The organism is Oleiharenicola lentus, assembly GCF_051660365.1.
Taxonomy (GTDB): Bacteria; Verrucomicrobiota; Verrucomicrobiia; order Opitutales; family Opitutaceae; genus Lacunisphaera; species Lacunisphaera lenta_A.
Genome location: NZ_JBOZXB010000001.1, coordinates 2,776,080 through 2,792,138 on the forward strand (window position 1 = coordinate 2,776,080; position 16,059 = coordinate 2,792,138).

A 16,059-nucleotide genomic window follows, 5' to 3' on the forward strand; every position below is an offset into this window, starting at 1 on the left:
CGCGGTTCGCTAGTGCTGCTGCAAGCGGCGCATCTTAGTCGGCGCCACCCCGTGAGCATGCCGGAAGCGACGTGAGAAATGATAGGGATCGGAGAATCCGACTTGGGCGGCGGCTTCCTTGATCAGCCCGCCGTGTTGCATGAGGTGCTCCGCGGCGATTTCCATCTTCCGCCGCATCAAGTAGCGGAACGGGCTGAGGCCGAGGTGCTGATTGAAAAGTTTACACGCGGCCACGGGAGCGACCCCGGAAAAGCGCGCAACTTCATCGAGACTTTTCAACTCAGCTGCCCGCGCGTCGATCACTTGTTTCACGTGAAGGAATTTTTCGCGTCCAGCCTGTGGAGCTGTCCCGGGCTGGGCGAGCGACTCGCGGATTTTTAGCAGGATCAGGTTCAGCAAAGTGTCGCATATCTCCTGGGAAAATTTGGTGTGCGCCTGGCCTTCGCGCACCAGGTGAGCGAACAGGGATTGGATTTCCGTATGCGAAGCAAGTTGGGTGGCGCTGGCCGTGCGCACGCCGGCTTGTTTGAGTTGGGTGGGGGCGTTCCGCCCGGCGAGGCAGATGAAATATTTCACTAAACAGTCGTGCGGGTCGGTATGGATTTCGCAGACCGTGTCTTGCTGGTAACTGAAAACGGCGCCGGCTTTGAGCGGAAATTTTATCCCGTCTAGCAGCACGTGCCCCAAACCACTGGCGACGAACTCAAGCACGGTGTAGCCATATTTCCGGCGACGGATGAGGTAGTCGGGATTGCAGCGTTCACGTCCGCCCGCGCACACCGTGTAATCGGAAACTCGTGTTGGCGTGAGGTTGAGAAAAAAGTAAGCCGCCTCACTCACCTGCTTGGAAAGCAGGTCGGGAGTTGTGCGTTGCGAACGACGGGAGCGCATCACCGAACTATGGGCGATGTGGAAATTATATCCATCTTTTTGAAATTTAAAACATGCCAATCGACTCGCGTCGACTTGGCGACAGGCCCAAGGTTGTCGGAACCCCTCTATTTTATGGCTCGTTCGAAAACTGTTCTTCTCGTCGCCAGTGGCGACCTCCGTCAATCCGCCAACGAAGTCTGCTGGCCCGCGCAAAAGGAAATGGAAGCGAAGCTGACCGCGGTCGTGGCGTCGCTCGGCTACACCCTGAAACGCGCGCATCCTTACAACGCGAAGGTGAAGCATGGTTTCATTGCGTCTCAAAAAGAAGGTCTCGCGATCTTCGCAAAACTAGATCCGGAGGCGCCGCTGATCGTCGCCGAGTCGGTGTGGCAATATTCGCACCACGTGCTCGCCGGTCTGATGTCGCATCGCGGTCCAATCCTCACTGTCGCAAATTGGAGCGGCACTTGGCCGGGTTTGGTGGGTATGCTGAATTTGAACGGCTCGCTCACAAAAGCGGGCGTTAAATATTCGACGCTGTGGAGCGAAAATTTCGACGACACCTATTTCCTTACTGGCCTCGGCAGCTGGTTGAAAACCGGCGTGGCGAAACACAAAACAGCGCACGTGAAGGCATTCGCGAAAGCCGCCGTGCCCGCGCAAGCGAAGAAAGTGGCCAAGGTGATCGCGCAGGATCTGCGCGTGAATAAATCCATCATGGGCATTTTCGACGAGGGCTGCATGGGCATGTATAACGCTATCATCCCTGATGAGCTTCTTTATCAAACCGGCGTGTGCAAAGAGCGCCTTTCGCAATCCGCGCTCTATTACGCGGCCACGCAAGTCACCGATGCGGAAGCGGAAGAAGTTTACAAATGGTATGTGCAGCAGGGCCTGAAGTTTCACTTCGGCACCGACGAAGCCACTGAACTCACGAAGGCGCAGGTGTTGCTTCAGTGCAAAACCTATGTCGCGGCGTGTCGCATCGCCGACGAATTCGGCTGTGAAACAATTGGCATTCAATATCAGCAGGGCCTCAAAGATTTGCTGCCCGCCTCTGATCTCGTCGAAGGCACGCTGAATTCTTCGAAGCGTCCGCCGGTCAAGAATGCGCAAGGCAAAGTCATCCGCGCCGGCCAGCCCATCGTGCATTTCAACGAAGTTGACGAATGCGCCGGCCTCGACGGTCTCTTCACGAATCGCGTCCACGCCGCGCTCGGTCAACCGGTCGCGAATACGCTGCACGATTTGCGTTGGGGCGATTGGGACAAGTCCGGCACCACGAAGGAATACGTGTGGGTGTTTCTCATCTCGGGCAGCGCGCCGGCGGATCACCACATCGATGGCTGGGCGGGCTCTGACTCATTGCGTCAACCGCCGATGTATTTTCGCCTCGGCGGTGGTTCATTGCGCGGCGTGGCGAAGCCGGGCGAAATCGTGTGGAGCCGGGTTTACGTGCAAGGCGGAAAACTTAAAATGGATATCGGCCGCGCAAAAGTGGTTTCGTTGCCGCAAGCTGAGACCGAGCGCCGCTGGCAGGAAACCACCCCCGCGTGGCCGATCATGCACGCGGTGACCTACGGCGTGACGCGCGACCAGATGATGGCGAAGCATCAAGCGAATCACATCCAAGTCGCCTACGCGCACTCCGCGCAGGAAGCTGATCTGGCCGCTTATGCCAAAGCCGCGCTCGCAGTCGAACTCGGCCTCGCGGTCTCCTTCTGCGGCACCAAAGCTGACGGGAAAGCATTCTAAGGTGGGCGTCGGTCTCCGCACCGACGCGGTTGGGTTTTCAGCACGATATCTGCGTGCAGCGCCGCCGGTGCGGAGACCGGCGAGCACCGCGGATTCTGACGTAACGCACCGAGTTGAGCTCTTTAGACTCGTCGCCGCTGCGGGCAATCCGCCAAGCTGGCCGCGATGAGTGCTTACGTCCCCAATCCCCATCGCTACGATTCCGGTCATTACGCGCGCTGCGGTCGCAGCGGCTTGAAGCTCCCGCGCGTTTCGCTCGGGCTCTGGCACAATTTCGGCGGCGTCGATCAACTTGAAAACCAGCGGGCGCTGCTGCGCCGTTCGTTCGATCTCGGCATCACGCATTTCGACCTCGCGAACAACTACGGCCCGCCGCCCGGTTCGGCCGAAGAAAATTTCGGACGTTTGCTGCGTGAAGATTTTTCCACGCACCGCGACGAACTCATCATTTCCACGAAAGCCGGCTATTACATGTGGCCCGGTCCGTATGGCGAATGGGGTTCGCGCAAAAATCTGCTCTCGTCGCTCGATCAAAGCCTGAAGCGGATGGGAATTCCTTACGTCGATATTTTCTATCACCACCGCCCGGATCCAGACACGCCGATCGAAGAATCGATGACGGCACTCGCCGATGCGGTGCGCTCCGGTCGCGCGCTTTACGTGGGCATTTCCAATTACAAGGCCGACGACACACGCAAGGCCGCCGCGATTTTGAAAAGCCTCGGAGTGCCGCTGCTCATTCACCAACCGGTTTATAATATGTTCAACCGTTGGGTGGAGCCTGAGTTGCTGCCGGCGCTCAGCGATGTCGGGGCGGGTTGCATTCCGTTTTCGCCGCTCGCGCAAGGACTACTCACGAATCGTTACCTGAACGGCCTGCCTGAAGATTCTCGCGCGGTGAAATCCGGCGTGTTTCTCAACGCGGGAAAAATCACGCCCGATGTCCTCGCAAAGGTGCGTGCGCTCAACGAAATCGCCGTCGCGCGCGGCGTGACGCTCGCGCAACTCGCCACGCTGTGGCTCCTGCGCCGCAGCGAAATCACTTCCGTGCTCATTGGCGCGAGCAAGGTGTCACAGATCGACGATATCCATGGGGCGCTGGCGAAGCAGCCACTCGCCGCAGATGAACTCGCCAGAATCGAGCAGATCTTGAAGTAATTATACTCCCTTTTTGAATACCCCATGAAATCCCACTTCTTCGCCCCCCTGTTTTCCCAACTCAAAATCGTAGCGATCGCCGCTGCGCTTCTGCTCGCGGTGTCGCCCGTCCACGCAGATCCGGCGCGCTGGAAAGGGGAGATCGATCAGCTGCTGAAAACCGAGGAGGCCAATCCACCAGCGCCCGGGGGCATCGTGTTTATCGGCAGCTCGTCAATCAAACGCTGGTCGACGCTGAAGAGTGATTTTCCCAATCTAAATGTCATCAACCACGGGTTCGGTGGTTCGCAACTGGAAGACAGTGTGTTCTACATTGACCGGTTGGTCGTTCCGGCAAAACCGCGTGCGGTGGTGGTGTATGCTGGCGAAAACGACCTGGCCTCCGGCGCCACTCCTCAGAAAGTCGCGGCAGATTTCGAAGAATTTAGAAAAAAAATCCACGCGAGCCTGCCCGGAACGCGCGTCATTTTTATTTCTCTCAAACCAAGTCCGAGTCGCGAGAAACACTGGGCCAAGTTCACCGAAGCCAATGCGCTGATCTCGGCGACGTGCGCTCGCGATCCATTATGCAGATACGTCGACGTGGGGCCGGCGATGCTCGACGCCGCTGGCAAACCGCGCGAAGAACTTTTCGTCGCCGACCGCCTGCACATGAGCGCCGCCGGCTACGCGATCTGGACGAAGATATTGGCGCCTCACTTGAGCCGCTGAAGAGCGTCACCCATCGATCGGTTTTCCTGCGGTGGTGACTCGATAAGGAGGCGTTGCGCCGTCTCGCGCGGCGATAAATTCCCCGAGGCGGCACGCGCGGGCAAGTGCGCGTTGGGGGGATTGTTTGTGGGCCAGCAGCGCCGCGAGCAGCGCGCCCAGAAAAGCGTCGCCGGCGCCCACGGTGTCGCGCACGACGACTTTCCGGCCGGGCTCCCAATGCCATTTGCCGTTCCAATAAAGTCCGGCTCCGCGCGCGCCGGCCGTGACGCAAACTTGGGTGAGCGCATTGCGGTGCGCAAAAATTTCCACAGCGGCGTGCATCAGGCTGGGCGTCGTAACTTTTTTCCCCGAAAACCGCGCGAGTTCCTCGTCGTTCAGTTTCACCAGTTGCGCGTGCTGGAGCGCGAAAGCGATGGCGTCGGCCCGATCAAACGGAGCGCGGAGATTGATATCGAGCACGCGGAGGGCAGTGGGCCAGGCGGCGCAGATACGGGTCAATTGCCGACGGTTAGCTGGTTCGCGGAGCGCGAGCGTGCCGAATACGATCGCGGCAGGTGGTTGTGAGGCGGGCAGCGCTGGCGGCACGGAAATCCGATCCCACGCGACATGCTGGGCGATTTGGTAAGTGGCCGATCCGCTCGCGCTCAAGCTCGCGCGGACGGTGCCCGTGGGCCAGCGCGTGAGTCGGGCGATGAAACGGGGATCCATTTTCCAAGCGGTGATGCGCTGCGCAATTTCGTCGCCGAGAAAATCGCGACCGAGCGCAGTGATGGGCAGGGCGCGAACGCCGTGACGACTGAGATGATAAGCTACGTTGAGCGGCGCGCCGCCGAGAAACATCCCGCGCGGAAGAATATCCCAGAGGGCTTCGCCAAAAGTCGCGACGGTGACAGGGCGGGCATTTTTCACGGTGATAACAATGACTTACGAGGCACGGGAGGCGTTCCATGACGGCCAAAATCATTTCGGAAAAACCCGTTGACAGAAGCCAAAGCGTGGACACTTATGCACCTCCCTTGATGCAGAGTGGAGCAGCCTGGTAGCTCGTCAGGCTCATAACCTGAAGGTCCTTGGTTCAAATCCAAGCTCTGCACCCAATTTCTAAGCCCTCCCGCTACTCGGGAGGGCTTTTTGTTGAGCCGCTTGCACGATATTCAAGTTCCAGAATTTTACGGTGCAACTTTCTGAAAGACTGAAAACTGCGGGCTGTGAAATCCGTAGATTGCGGTCATTCACTTAGCATTACTCCAAGGCCTTTTTTTTGAACTCGGCATCACTGGGGCACATTGCGTTCCACGCCTCTGCTGGAACCTTTTGCTGAGAATTTGTTTCGTTTGTCCCAAAAAACCGTTTGATAAATCAAAGTAATCTTAGGCCTTGGCGAGCCTGTGGCCTCTAGCGTTTATGCAGGCAAAATTTCGCTTCTCTCGTTGGAGTTCTTTCAAGCGGGTCAGAATTGATTGGCCATAGGCTGCTGGAGTCAATGCATCGAGAAGCCGCGCTATAGCGTAACGCGAGCCAAGGCGCTGACTTGTCTGGTCCTCAAAGTCTTGCCCTCGTTCCAGCGTCCTTCGAAAAGCAGCTCCTTTGGGTTTTGGGGAACGCCTCGCTCGTTTCTATACAGTTGCCCTTGCACCAAGTCCATGGCGTTTGCCGCCACTTGCGCGTGATCAGGAACAATCCCGGTCATATCAGGATGTGCTTCGTCGAGTTGGGTGCATACCACGCCGATGCCCGGTGCGGAACGTTTTAAAAGAGCTTCTGCTGCCTTTGCTTCGAAAGCATAAGTCAGAATGACGGAATCAGGGCGATGTTTGCGCACGAGCCTCGCCATAGTGCCCAGAGAGTTTTCCGAGGTGGGGAACAGTAGTCTTCTAGACTGAGTCTCGCTAGGGTGGAATGCGATGAACGCTGCCTCAGGACTGCGATTGGCGCGTTCGTTAATTGCGCGCGAAAACATTGCCATTGGGCGTTTATAGCCACGCATTTTAAGTTCCAACATAATCCGACGCATCCCCATGTAGTGGTAGTGGCCGGCGCGGTGGAGTTCGGGGTTCCAGCAAGCATTTCCGATGATGGCCATTGAATGCGCGCCCCAATTCATGTCGAGGTTCACTCCATATTCATTCTCCGAAGAAGAGAAAATTATTCCTGTAATTCCGCGTGCACGCAGAATGTTGCTGAGGCGCGAGGCAGTCATCCCGGGTGCTGTAAGATGAAATTCGTCTAAATTGAAACCGAGTTCGACTGCTCGCTGCCGGGCTCCCTTCAGGCATTGTTGATTATAAACTTCGTTCTCTTGGCTTCGTTTACTTTCGATCCAGACGAAAGCAATTGTATCGCGTGTCTTCACAGTGCGCCCCGAGCGAATGTGCGCCATTAAGTTGGAAACGCTGGGGTTGGGACGATATCCCAGTTCATCAGCGATTTTTAAAATCCGACTCGCAGTTTCAGCGGATATCTTCGGGTCGCGACGAAACACATAAGAGACGGTCGAGACGGAAACTCTGGCGGCGAGCGCGATACTGGTGAGGGTGCAACGAGGCATACTAAAATACGCGGTTGAGGTCGGAAACTCGCTTTATAAAGTCACGCATTGGCGATTTTTAAAGCGTTTAGTCAACGTTTTCACCGATGGAGGTCTTAACAAAAGGGTAATCCTGAAACTTACACATGGAGCGTAACCCCAGAATCGCGACTGCGCTCTGTGATGCCTCATAAAGTTTCACAGAGTTCGGTCGACCCAAACCCTAACTTCACCCCGTTATGAAATCACCCCAATTCGCCTCACGCGTTCGACTACCTCGATTTTATTTCGACCAATGTTTATTTTCCAATCGAGGAAATGGCCCGCTATCTCGACCCGGTGCATATGCGCTGGCCCAAAAAATCGGTGTTCATTTCAGAGTTTGGATTGCGCATCGACAAGGTGAAATCGGAGCAGGTGCGTATCGATCACTTTGATAAAATGCTCGCGCTCGCCCGGGCCCGTCCGTGGATCTGCGGACTTTCGTTCTGGTCTTTTAACGACTACGCCAGTCGTTACCCAGGTAGCGGGCCTGATGGATATCGTCGCTGGGGCCTTGTTGATGAGTATCGCAATGCGAGGGCGCTATATCATCACGTGGCAAAAACTGTCGCGAATGGATTGGACTCCGAAACCAAGTGATGAGGATCGGATGAACGATGCGCTTCGGCCGCAGCCGCAGTTTCTGAAAACTCTCGCGCTTCCAGCGAAAAGTGAACTCGGCGTCGCTGCCATTGACTTCGAACTCGTAGATTACGTGGGCGGAATTCCGCGGGCGCGCTAAAGATGGATGAAATCTTTTTCGTGAAACTTGCCTCGTGGCGAGTCGCGGGGAGGGCAGCTGCGCTGCCGGCGGCAAATTCACGACGTTTCACCACAGGAGACGCGAGCGGGCAGGCAGCATCATGGGGTATTTAAAACATAGCGTTAGCGGCGGCGCTCTATGGTTCACATAAACTACCATAGTCCTCGGCTCGCGGGTGGTTTGGACGAAATGCTTTTCTTGGTTTCACCCCGTGAAAATCACTTCTGTCCGTTGCTTACTCCTGAGTTGTCCCTACGCCGTCCCCGGCGACCTTGAGCGCGAACTTTGTTTCGCCAACGGGCATCGCACCATTTCGGTCATCAAGATCGAGACCGACGAAGGCATCTACGGCTTGGGCGAAACTTACACGGGCGTCTTTGCGCCGGAGGCGGTTCGCGAATTGGTGAAGCAGTTCGAGATCGAGCTCCTTGGCAAAGATCCGTCAGACGTCACCAGCCTGCGCAATCTGCTGCGGTTGGCCTGTTATTATTGGGGCCGGTTTGGCATGTCCGCGAGTGTGATGGGCGGCATCGAAATGGCCCTTTGGGATCTGCGGGGCAAAACGCTCAACGTGCCCGTGCACCAGTTGCTGGGTGGCAAAGTCCACGAACGCATTCCGGTTTACGCGAGTGGTGGCAACAACAAGCCATTCCCCGAACTGCGCAGCGAACTCGAGTCCTACGTGCGCGACGGTTACCGCGCGGTGAAGATTCGCATCAACTTTCTGGGACCGGAACAGATCGTCGAAAAAGTCGCGTTCTGTCGCGAAGTCCTCGGACCCAAGCCGGATCTCGCCGTCGACGCCGTGCAAGGGGTCGCGAACAAACCGTGGACGGCCAAGGAAGCGCTGAAAATAATTCGCAGCATCGAACCCTACCGCATGCTCTGGGTGGAGGAACCCTGCGAGGTCACCGACTACGCTGGCTTTGCCGAAGTGCGTGAACAGACTTCTGTGACAATCGCCGGCGGCGAAACTGTCACTAGCTTGATCGAGGCCGAGGCATATCTCGGCGCCGGCGGGCTCGATTTATTTCAACCGGACGCCGCGATTCTCGGTGGCCTCTCGATGTTCCGCCAAGTCGCGGAGATGTGCGCGCGCCGAAACGTGAATCTTGCGGTGCACACGTGGGCCGGCGGTGTCGGCATCATGGGAAATTACCACGCGGCGTTCGCCTCGAAAAATTGCGTGATCCTCGAATTGCCCAACAACCCGTATCCGTTGCGCGAGGAGTTTTTAGTCAACCCGCTCAAGGTGGTCGACGGCGGGATCGAAGCGCCCACTGCGCCGGGCCTAGGAGTGAAATTACCGGAAGACGTGGAGAAGCGTTATCCGTATCAGCCCGGATCTTTCTATCGCGTGCTGGGCCACCCAAAAGGTCGCAAGCTCATCAGCTGAAATCGCCGCATGAGCTTACAGCGCATCACGCTTTGTCATGCCGGCTTGGGCGGCGAATGGTTCGAACGTATTCAAAAATCGTGCGCCGCGTGGGCGACGGTCGAGATGGCGCCGGAAAAATCTCCTGCCGCCCGTGACGCCGTGCTGGCGAGCGACATCGTCGTCGGCTGGCCCGAGTCGTCGACCATTGCGGAAGGGCGCTGCCGTTTTTTCCAATGCGGCAGCACCGGTTACGAAGCTTATATCGGGCAAGGCCTCGAGAAGAAACCCGGTTTCGTGATGAGCAATTCCGCCGGCACGATGTCGATCCCCGTCGCGGAGCACGGCATCGCGCTCATGCTCGCGGGCACGCGCAATCTCAGTCGCCACGCGCAGGATCAGGTGAATTGCCATTTCGAGCGCTATCCGCCATATCGCGAAGTCACGGGCACCACGGCGTGCATTTGCGGGCTCGGCAGTATCGGCACTGAACTCGCACGCCGGTGCCTCGGCCTCGGCATGAAGGTCATCGGCGTGCGCCAGGATTCTTCCAAACCGCATCCGCTTGTGAGTGAAATCTATCCGCTCGAGCACCTCGCCGACGCGGTCGCGCGGGCGGACCATGTATTCATCGTGCTGCCGTTAAACTTGATCACGCGCGGCTGTTTTAACGCGCGCATCTTCGCTTCGATGAAACGTGGCTCGGGCCTCTACTCGCTCGCGCGCGGCGCGCACATCATTGAATCCGAGCTCATCACCGCGCTCGAAAACGGGCAGGTCGGTTTTGCCGGGCTCGACGTTTTCACGCAGGAGCCGCTGCCGGCGCAGAGCGCGTTGTGGGGCGCGCCAAATACGCTGATCACGCCGCATTGCAGCGGGCGCTCTGCGCATGAATTCCGCCGCATGTGCGATCTGGTGGTGGATAATCTTCAGCGTTTCCACGCGCGGCAGGAGCTGCGCAACGTGGTGATGAAAAATTTCTGACATGACACCACTCACCGCCAAGGAAATCAAAGGCAACTGGGCCACGCTTCTGCTGCCGATCCAAGCTGACGACAGCATCGACTTTGCGCTGCTCGCGACCGAACTCGATCATTTCATCGCCGCGAAAGTAAACGGCGTGTATTCCAACGGCAGCGCGGGCGAATTCTACACGCAGAGTGAAGATGAGTTCGACCGCGTGAGCCAGTTGCTCGCGGAGAAATGCACACGCGCCAACGTCCCGTTTCAAATTGGCCTCAGCCATACGAGTGCGCAACAGGCGCGCGAGCGACTGCGGCGCACGAGGTCGCTCAAGCCGTCCGCGTATCAAGTGATTCTTCCGGATTGGTTTCCGCCGTCGATGCCTGAGATTTTAGCGTTCTTGGAAAAGATGGTGGCAGAAGCTGGGTCGATCCCGCTCATCCTCTACAACCCGCCGCACGCCAAACGGAAATTATCTCCCGTGGAATGGGCCACGATCACGGAGCGCGTGCCTGGCGTCGTCGGCATGAAAGTGCCCGGCGGTGACGATGCATGGTATGCCGCGATGCAGCCGGTGATGGAAAAACTTTCCGTGTTCATCCCTGGCCATTTGCTCGCGGACGGACTCACGCGGGGCGGTCACGGCGCTTATTCGAACGTCGCGTGCCTCAATCCTGCGGCGGCGCAGCGCTGGTATGAGCTGTGCGTAAAAAATCCCGCCGCCGGCGCGGCTCAGGGCAAACGCATTCTTGCGTTCTGGTCGGCGAACATCGCGCCCATCATCACACGGGATGGACTGTCGAACATGGCCGCCGACAAGGCGGCGGCGTTTGCCGGCGGTTGGTTGCCGAGCATGAGCACGCGGTTGCGCTGGCCGTATCGTTACGTGCCCGAGGCGCAAGCCCGCGCCATCGGTGAAGTGGCGCGCGCTGAGTTGCCGGAATTTTTCTAATCTACCCCCATGAAAAAATCTCGTTTTCGTTTGGACGGTTTGATCGCCGCTCCTTTTACGCCTTTCGATGCAAAGGGTGCCGTTAACTACACAATGGTCGCGAAAGTCGCCGCGCACTTGCGCGCCACGGGCGTGCATGGCGCGTTCGTGTGCGGCACCACGGGCGAAGGATCGTCATTAACGAGCGACGAGCGCCGCAAGCTCGCCGAAACATGGCGTCGTGCGACGAAAGGAAAACTCAAGTTGATCGTGCACGTCGGTCACAACTCGCTGCGCGAAAGCCAGGAACTCGCGAAACATGCGCAGAGCATCGGGGCCGACGCCGTGGCGACGCTTGCGCCAAGTTTTTTCAAGCCGGAAGGTCTCGCGGGGATTATCGACTGGTGCGCCGCCGTGGCGAAGAGTGCGCCGAAAACGCCGTTCTATTATTACCACATGCCCGGGATGACGGGCGTGAATGGCACGATGGCCGACTTTCTCCCGCTCGCTGCCGCCCGCATCCCCAATTTCGCCGGCATCAAGTTCACGCACGAAAACTTGATGGATTACACGCTGACGCTCGCCGCCGCCAAGGACCGCTACGACATCCTCTTTGGACGCGACGAAATTCTATTGTCCGCGCTCGTGGTCGGAGCACCTGGCGCAGTCGGGAGCACTTACAATTACATGGCACCGATCTTTAATCGTGTCGTCGCAGCCTACGTCGCGGGGGATCTGAATGCAGCGCGCGCGCATCAGCTGAAAGTCACGCAAGTAATCGCCTCGATGGTGAAACACGGCGGCTTGCCGGCTGGCAAAGCCATCATGAGCCTCATCGGGCTCGACTGCGGCTCAGTGCGTGCGCCTCTCGTGCAGCCTTCCGCCGATTCGATTGCGAAGATGCGGGCTGAGTTGGAGCAACTCGGATTTTTCACTGCGGTCGGAAAATAAATCGACGGAGAAAATTCTAAGTTCGTAACGTAATACGTTACAAATTGTCCGTCACGGTGCCGGCCAGTCGTCAGTGCGGAAAGGCGAGGCGGGTAGGCCGGCGGAGTTGACGAGATTCACCTTGGGGTTCGACGCCCATGCGTAACGCACTGCCGCGGGCTCGGCGAGTTCGTCGCTCCAGACGATGACCTGATCTCCTTCGATGCGCGTCTTGGCCCAGACGAATTTTTGGTCAGCACCGGCGATCGCGAATCCTTTTAGTTCGCCGCCGTCTTTCGGGCGCAACTCCGCAGCGTGGTCGAAACTCAACACGAGTTCACGACCGCGCTTTTCCATCGAGCGATAAAGCGGCCCGGTCCATTCGGCTAAGTTTTTACCGTAAACATCGTGCAGCGGCAGGAGCAGCAGGCGTTCTGCGTAGTCTTTTTTGTTGGTCGGGTGGCCGTCAGTGACGCCGCCGTAGTCGATGGTGATTGCCATCGCGGTGTGGGGAACTTTCAGCGTGCGCCGTTGTTCGTCGCGCACAGAGACGCCCCAGCCCTTGGGTTCCATTGGCTGAGTTTGCTCTTTCTGAAACCGCGGGATTTGCACCCAGGCGAAATACAATTCCTCGCCCCAGTGTGCGCGCCAGTCGGCGATGAGTGTTTCCAACTGCACGCCGTAAAAATGCGTAAACGGGCCGGCGGCATTGCGCTCGCCTTGATACCACAAGACACCGCGCACGCCGTAGGGAATGACCGGCGCGATCATGCCGTTGAACAAGCCGGCGGGATTGCTCACGAGTAGATTTTTAAATGCGGCGGGCGCTTTCGGAATCGGTTGACCGGCTTTGGTCGCGGTCGCGCGTGCCTGTTGCCAGGCGGCTTTGGCCTCGTTGGCCGTCTGTTGTTCTTTCGCGGCGTCGTAGTGGTGCAGCCGCTTTTTCCAGTCAGCGAGCACAGGTTGCACGGCGGGCTTCGCCTGTTGTGCGGGCAAACTTGTCCAGGCTTCGATCGGAGTTCCGCCCACGGCGGTCGCGATCAGGCCGACGGGAGCGTCGACCTGGCGCTGCAGGCCGGTCGCGAAATAATACCCGAGCGCGATAAATTTTGCGGCGGTGGCAGGAGTGCAGACGATCCACTTGCCCGGGCGATCCGCGAGCGGCGTAGCGGGCGGCTCGAGCAGCGTGTAGATGCTGTAGTATTCGTAGTAAGCGAACATGCGGATCGTCGGGTGATTCGCAGCGGCGATCTCGGCGTCGGCGTTGTCCACCTGGCCGTGCAGGCCTTCCATCTCCATCGCCATGTTGGATTGGCCCGCGCAGAGCCAGACTTCGCCAATGAGCACATCGGAGACCGTGAGCGTGTTGCGCCCTTTCACCGTTAAGGTCTGGGCGCTGGCCGTGGTGCCGAGTGGACCGAGTTTCACACTCCATTTGCCGTCAGCGCCGGTGGTGGTTTGCGCGGAGTTTCCGGCAAGTGTGACAGTGATTCTCTCACCCGCGTCGGCCCGACCCCAGAACGCGACGGGCTTCCCAGATTGCACTACCATGTGATCGGAAAAGATCGCCGGCAAGGTGATGTCCGCGTGCAGCGCAGGCGCGAGCGACAACCCGCCGAGACAGAGCGAGACAACGATTCCTTTCATGACCGGGAAGCGGCGGCGGGTGGTAGAAATCCAATCGAAACGAGAAATGCCTGGATTTCCGTCTGTGAACGTTCGTAAAGCGTCGCGTCTTTGAACATGTAGGTGTGTTGCGCGCCCTCGACGGAAATCAGGTCGCAACGATTGCCCGCTGCCAGCATGGCCTCGTGAAAAAGCACTGCGCCTTTAAACGGCGTGGTCGTGTCGCCGGTGCCGTGGAAAAGCAGGGTGGGCGGAAGATTCTTTCTCACTTGGTGCGCCGGAGAAAGCGCGCGCCAGTCCGCGCCGATTTTCTTTTGACCGTAACCCTCGGCGGACGTGTCGATGACCGGCGAAAACAACACGAGTGCGTCCGGGGTGCACGAGACGGAGGTGCTTTCACCGGGCGCGTCGAATTGATCGAACAAAGCCGTCGCGACGGCGAGATGGCCGCCCGCCGAAGCGCCGCCCACGACGAGGCGCTGGGGATCGATGCCGAGTTCGACCGCATGCTCACGAATATAGCGAATGGCCGAACGCGCGTCTTGCACGCACTGGGCGACGGTATTTTCGGTGTTCGGTTTGTAGAGTCGGTATTGGACACTGATGCCCACCATGCCCTGTTTCGCTGCCCAATCGGTGAACGGATACATGGCCCGTGGGGCACCACTCGTCCAGCCGCCGCCATGAATCAGAATAAAGCCCACGCGCTTTGGGTTGGCGGTCGAACTTGGTGGCGGCTCAAACAGCTCCAACCGGAGCTCCTGTCCCGCGATTTTCTTGTAAACGACCGAACGCGTCGGCTTGAGCCCTTGGGCAATCTTTCCGGCGTAATTCGGCCCTTTGGGCGTGGGCTTGGCGGGTGCCGTTTCGGCGGAGTGACCGGTGGAAAAAATCACTAACCAGATCAGAAATAACGCGTAAAATTTCATAGTGGCGAAGACCGGCAGGGGATTGTGGGGCGAGCAATACTCAACCTGAGAAACGAGGGCTACGCTAGCCCGCTCGAGTGGTTCTTGGAAGGAACCATGATTCTCGGATTGGGCCGAAGTCGACGTCGGGCAATGAGTGTGAATCCCGCTTTCGTCGGCCGATGGTGTGCCGCTATCCCCGTTTGCTCCCATGAAACTTATTCCCTGTTGGATCGTCCTGTTTGGTCTTGTCGCGGTTTCCGCATCGGCCGTGCCCTTGTTTGAAACCGTGACGGTTCACGCGGCCACCGAGAAAAATCGCCCGAACTACCGCATTCCCGCGATCATCACCGCGCCCAACGGCGACGTGATTATTTTTACCGAGAAACGAAACTCCGGCATCGGCGATATCGGGGACCACGACCTTGTCTGCGTGCGTTCAACTGACTTCGGGAAAACATGGGGCCCGGAACAAGTGATCTTCGACGACGGCGAAAACACGTGCACTGACACCACCATCGTCATCGACAAGGAGCGCGGGCGCATCTTCACGTTTTTCCTGCAAAACAAAAAGAAGTTCGCTTACTTCAGCAGCGACGACAGCGGCAAGACGTGGAAAGGCCCCGTCGTCGTGCACGATTCGGTCGTAAAAGCCGAGTGGGATCGCTTTGGTTTGAAAGGAAAAGAGGGTGCCCACTCGCAAGTCGACCCCGAGAGCGGCCAAGGCTCGCTCGCGGTGCGCTGGCAAAGAAACTGGTTTCAACGTTACGGCATCGGTCCGGGTGCGGGCGGCGTGCAGTTGACTCAGGGCCCGAAGAAAGGCCGCTTGATTGTCCCGGCGCGCCACCTTGAGGAATTGCCCGGCGGCGCGCGCGCGACGTTCAGCCACATCTTTTACAGCGACGACCACGGCGCGACGTGGCAACTCGGGCCGAACGTTTTGAAAAACGGCAACGAATGCCGCATGGTCGAACTCCCTGACGGCACGCTTATGATGAGCATGCGCAACGCGAACGGTGACGACCAGCCCGACAACAGCCGACGCCTCGTCAAACTCAGCAAAGACGGCGGCGATACGTGGCACGGCGCGTATCGCGACGACGCTCTCGCTTCCACGACGGTGCACGCGGGTCTGCGCGTGTATGATTTCGCGTCATCGCCGCAGAATAAAATGCTGCTTTTTTCGAATCCCGCCGCACCGATTCGGCAAAAAGAACACCCTTACGGCCGCTACAACATGACGGTGCGCTGGAGCCTCGATGACGGAAAACATTGGACGGCGGGCCGGGTGATTTATCCGCACACGAGTTCGTATTCCGACATGACCGTGCTCCCGGATGGTTCCATCGGCATTGTGTATGAGCGCGGCGCGAAAAACTCCGTGAAGTATTGGGACGAAATCCAGTTCGCGCGTTTCAACGTCGAGTGGCTGCTCGCGCCTGCGCATACGTCGATTGAATAAAAATTTCACGACCAGTCTTGGTTCCGGGATTGAAC

14 protein-coding genes and 1 tRNA gene are annotated in these 16,059 nt (G+C 58.3%); 10 read left to right on the top strand and 5 right to left on the bottom strand.

The genetic code is table 11. The features are described from left to right. Positions 1-9: 9 nt before the first annotated feature. Positions 10-891 (bottom strand): helix-turn-helix domain-containing protein, encoded by an 882-nt coding sequence (locus ACRRQW_RS10530; protein WP_438481316.1) that lies wholly within the window; start codon positions 889-891, stop codon positions 10-12. A gap of 114 nt (positions 892-1,005) precedes the next feature. Between ACRRQW_RS10530 and ACRRQW_RS10535 the strand changes: the two genes are divergently transcribed. From ACRRQW_RS10535 to ACRRQW_RS10545, 3 genes are all read left to right on the top strand, one after another. Continuing rightward, positions 1,006-2,628 carry a fucose isomerase gene (locus ACRRQW_RS10535; protein WP_438481317.1) on the top strand — a complete coding sequence of 541 codons (1,623 nt, stop codon included), beginning with the start codon at positions 1,006-1,008 and terminating at the stop codon, positions 2,626-2,628. A gap of 165 nt (positions 2,629-2,793) precedes the next feature. After that, complete coding sequence (gene mgrA, locus ACRRQW_RS10540) at positions 2,794-3,786, top strand: L-glyceraldehyde 3-phosphate reductase (RefSeq protein WP_438481318.1); 993 nt, start codon at positions 2,794-2,796, stop codon at positions 3,784-3,786. Between the two features lie 24 nt (positions 3,787-3,810). Beyond that, positions 3,811-4,497, top strand: a complete 687-nt coding sequence (locus tag ACRRQW_RS10545; protein WP_438481319.1) for an SGNH/GDSL hydrolase family protein — start codon at positions 3,811-3,813, stop codon at positions 4,495-4,497. Positions 4,498-4,503: 6 nt separating this feature from the next. Here the strand turns inward: ACRRQW_RS10545 and ACRRQW_RS10550 are convergent, their stop codons facing one another. After that, positions 4,504-5,406 carry a PfkB family carbohydrate kinase gene (locus tag ACRRQW_RS10550; RefSeq protein WP_438481321.1) on the bottom strand — a complete coding sequence of 301 codons (903 nt, stop codon included), beginning with the start codon at positions 5,404-5,406 and terminating at the stop codon, positions 4,504-4,506. 111 nt (positions 5,407-5,517) lie between these two features. Between ACRRQW_RS10550 and ACRRQW_RS10555 the strand changes: the two genes are divergently transcribed. After that, a tRNA-Met gene (locus tag ACRRQW_RS10555) sits at positions 5,518-5,594 on the top strand. A 404-nt stretch (positions 5,595-5,998) separates the two neighbouring features. Here the strand turns inward: ACRRQW_RS10555 and ACRRQW_RS10560 are convergent. Then, on the bottom strand, positions 5,999-7,045 hold the full coding sequence (locus ACRRQW_RS10560; RefSeq protein ID WP_438481322.1) for a LacI family DNA-binding transcriptional regulator: 1,047 nt from the start codon (positions 7,043-7,045) through the stop codon (positions 5,999-6,001). A gap of 297 nt (positions 7,046-7,342) precedes the next feature. Here ACRRQW_RS10560 and ACRRQW_RS10565 point away from each other — a divergent pair, with 297 nt between their 5' ends. The 5 genes from ACRRQW_RS10565 (at position 7,343) to ACRRQW_RS10585 (ending at position 12,049) form a co-directional block, all read left to right on the top strand. Continuing rightward, the gene (locus tag ACRRQW_RS10565) at positions 7,343-7,666 is read left to right on the top strand and encodes a hypothetical protein (protein WP_438481323.1); all 324 of its coding nucleotides are present in this window, start codon (positions 7,343-7,345) and stop codon (positions 7,664-7,666) included. A gap of 374 nt (positions 7,667-8,040) precedes the next feature. Continuing rightward, positions 8,041-9,225: a mandelate racemase/muconate lactonizing enzyme family protein gene (locus tag ACRRQW_RS10570; protein WP_438481324.1), complete on the top strand. Its 1,185-nt coding sequence runs from the start codon at positions 8,041-8,043 to the stop codon at positions 9,223-9,225. Positions 9,226-9,234: 9 nt separating this feature from the next. After that, a complete protein-coding gene (locus tag ACRRQW_RS10575; protein ID WP_438481325.1) occupies positions 9,235-10,188 on the top strand; it encodes a D-2-hydroxyacid dehydrogenase in 954 nt (317 codons plus the stop codon). Between the two features lies 1 nt (position 10,189). Beyond that, positions 10,190-11,119 carry a dihydrodipicolinate synthase family protein gene (locus tag ACRRQW_RS10580; protein ID WP_438481327.1) on the top strand — a complete coding sequence of 310 codons (930 nt, stop codon included), beginning with the start codon at positions 10,190-10,192 and terminating at the stop codon, positions 11,117-11,119. A gap of 9 nt (positions 11,120-11,128) precedes the next feature. Further along, positions 11,129-12,049, top strand: a complete 921-nt coding sequence (locus ACRRQW_RS10585) for a dihydrodipicolinate synthase family protein (RefSeq protein WP_438481328.1) — start codon at positions 11,129-11,131, stop codon at positions 12,047-12,049. Between the two features lie 51 nt (positions 12,050-12,100). On the opposite strand, the gene ACRRQW_RS10590 is transcribed toward ACRRQW_RS10585, so the two are convergent. Both ACRRQW_RS10590 and ACRRQW_RS10595 read right to left on the bottom strand, forming a co-directional pair. Then, entirely contained in the window at positions 12,101-13,675 is a 1,575-nt protein-coding gene (locus ACRRQW_RS10590; RefSeq protein WP_438481329.1) for a sialate O-acetylesterase, read from the bottom strand. Further along, positions 13,672-14,583 (bottom strand): alpha/beta hydrolase, encoded by a 912-nt coding sequence (locus ACRRQW_RS10595; RefSeq protein ID WP_438481330.1) that lies wholly within the window; start codon positions 14,581-14,583, stop codon positions 13,672-13,674. The genes ACRRQW_RS10590 and ACRRQW_RS10595 overlap by 4 nt, the downstream gene beginning before the upstream one ends. A gap of 190 nt (positions 14,584-14,773) precedes the next feature. Between ACRRQW_RS10595 and ACRRQW_RS10600 the strand changes: the two genes are divergently transcribed. Beyond that, on the top strand, positions 14,774-16,024 hold the full coding sequence (locus ACRRQW_RS10600) for a sialidase family protein (RefSeq protein WP_438481331.1): 1,251 nt from the start codon (positions 14,774-14,776) through the stop codon (positions 16,022-16,024). Positions 16,025-16,059 lie beyond the last annotated feature (35 nt).

Excerpts from the sequence above, each read along its gene's own strand:
- ACRRQW_RS10565 (WP_438481323.1), top strand. The coding sequence starts at position 7,343 with ATGGCCCGCTATCTCGACCCGGTGCATATGCGCTGGCCCAAAAAATCG.
- ACRRQW_RS10575 (WP_438481325.1), top strand. The coding sequence starts at position 9,235 with ATGAGCTTACAGCGCATCACGCTTTGTCATGCCGGCTTGGGCGGCGAA.
- ACRRQW_RS10545 (WP_438481319.1), top strand. The coding sequence starts at position 3,811 with ATGAAATCCCACTTCTTCGCCCCCCTGTTTTCCCAACTCAAAATCGTA.
- ACRRQW_RS10580 (WP_438481327.1), top strand. The coding sequence starts at position 10,190 with ATGACACCACTCACCGCCAAGGAAATCAAAGGCAACTGGGCCACGCTT.
- ACRRQW_RS10585 (WP_438481328.1), top strand. The coding sequence starts at position 11,129 with ATGAAAAAATCTCGTTTTCGTTTGGACGGTTTGATCGCCGCTCCTTTT.
- ACRRQW_RS10590 (WP_438481329.1), bottom strand. The coding sequence starts at position 13,675 with ATGAAAGGAATCGTTGTCTCGCTCTGTCTCGGCGGGTTGTCGCTCGCG.
- ACRRQW_RS10595 (WP_438481330.1), bottom strand. The coding sequence starts at position 14,583 with ATGAAATTTTACGCGTTATTTCTGATCTGGTTAGTGATTTTTTCCACC.
- ACRRQW_RS10530 (WP_438481316.1), bottom strand. The coding sequence starts at position 891 with ATGCGCTCCCGTCGTTCGCAACGCACAACTCCCGACCTGCTTTCCAAG.
- ACRRQW_RS10600 (WP_438481331.1), top strand. The coding sequence starts at position 14,774 with ATGAAACTTATTCCCTGTTGGATCGTCCTGTTTGGTCTTGTCGCGGTT.
- mgrA (WP_438481318.1), top strand. The coding sequence starts at position 2,794 with ATGAGTGCTTACGTCCCCAATCCCCATCGCTACGATTCCGGTCATTAC.
- ACRRQW_RS10535 (WP_438481317.1), top strand. The coding sequence starts at position 1,006 with ATGGCTCGTTCGAAAACTGTTCTTCTCGTCGCCAGTGGCGACCTCCGT.
- ACRRQW_RS10560 (WP_438481322.1), bottom strand. The coding sequence starts at position 7,045 with ATGCCTCGTTGCACCCTCACCAGTATCGCGCTCGCCGCCAGAGTTTCC.